Here is a 1080-nt window from a genome sequence, read left to right on the forward strand (position 1 = left end):
GACCGCTTCCAATCGCAGCTCGAACGCTTGCTGCAGCGGCGTGCCCGGATCGGCAAGCCTGGCCGCCAAAATTAGTACTCTGACCCCGTTTTACTCTGATTGAGAGATCGGAGAACGGGAGGTTTAGAGGTCTCAGACTCGCTCTTGGTCGTCGATGAAGCACAAGGCCCGCACCGCGGGCCTTGTCGCTGATGGAATTATGCTGTCAGGTGACCAGCGCCTCGGGCGCGGTGACGGTGGCAGCTGCGCGCTGGGCTGCTCGAACTACTCGGCGATCGGCACGGTGATGGTGGCGCTGGTGCCCACGGCGGTGCCGGAGCTGAGCTGCCGGGAAGCAACATCACCGGCAGTTACACGGTGAGCTGGACGCCGGTGAGCGGCATCACCCGCTACGGGCTGCAGGAGCGGCTCAACGGCGGCGGTTGGACGCTGATCCACAACGTGCACTGGACTATAACGAGGTTGCCATGATTCGTTGGGCCGTCATCGCTTTTGCCTTTGTTTTATCGGCTTGTTCTGGTCAAGCTGACTCCGAACAAATTCTGGGTGATGGGGATGAAAGCAAGTGCGCATACGTTGGCAATGATCCTTCACGGATACACTGCGCGACAACTTACATCCAAGTGTTAGCCGACCCAAATTTCTATGATGGGCGCAGGATCATGATTACTGCTTGGGCGGTCTCGAATGAAGGAATGGTTGTCATCTTTCCAAATGAGGATTCGATGCTGACGGTAGAAACGCATGCGTCCATGCGGGTGAAGGACGGCGAGGGTTTTGGGGAGTTGGAACAGTATTTGGAGCCGATGAAGTACGGGGCGTCAAGGGTCATGCTTGGAGGTATTTTTCACATGCGCTCGAGAGATCCGGATCAGCCTAGGAGATTCGGAACACTCAGTGATGTGGAGTTAATGCGGAGATGACCTGAAGTCAACGATCGGTAAAGCGGAAAAAAGAGAATAAACTGTCGTTCCACGACGCGCACGACAACCTGTACTCGATCTACGGCCAGGACGGGGTGCTGCGCTACCAGGCGGACTACCGCACGCGGCAGACCCGGCGCTACGTGTACCTGGGCGG

At 57.4% G+C, this 1080-nt stretch carries 2 protein-coding genes; both read left to right on the forward strand.

The window, feature by feature from the left end; translation table 11 throughout:
* The first annotated feature begins 199 nt into the window (after positions 1 to 199).
* Entirely contained in the window at positions 200 to 361 is a 162-nt protein-coding gene (locus H0E84_RS01870) for a hypothetical protein (protein WP_180676930.1), read from the forward strand.
* A gap of 106 nt (positions 362 to 467) precedes the next feature.
* Positions 468 to 923 (forward strand): hypothetical protein, encoded by a 456-nt coding sequence (locus tag H0E84_RS01875; protein ID WP_180676931.1) that lies wholly within the window; start codon positions 468 to 470, stop codon positions 921 to 923.
* The last annotated feature ends 157 nt before the right edge of the window (positions 924 to 1080 follow it).

Source organism: Luteimonas salinisoli, from assembly GCF_013425525.1.
Taxonomy (GTDB): Bacteria; Pseudomonadota; Gammaproteobacteria; order Xanthomonadales; family Xanthomonadaceae; genus Luteimonas; species Luteimonas salinisoli.

Bases quoted from the DNA above. Each gene is read 5' to 3' on its own strand.
- H0E84_RS01875 (WP_180676931.1), top strand. From the start codon at position 468: ATGATTCGTTGGGCCGTCATCGCTTTTGCCTTTGTTTTATCGGCTTGT.
- H0E84_RS01870 (WP_180676930.1), top strand. From the start codon at position 200: ATGCTGTCAGGTGACCAGCGCCTCGGGCGCGGTGACGGTGGCAGCTGC.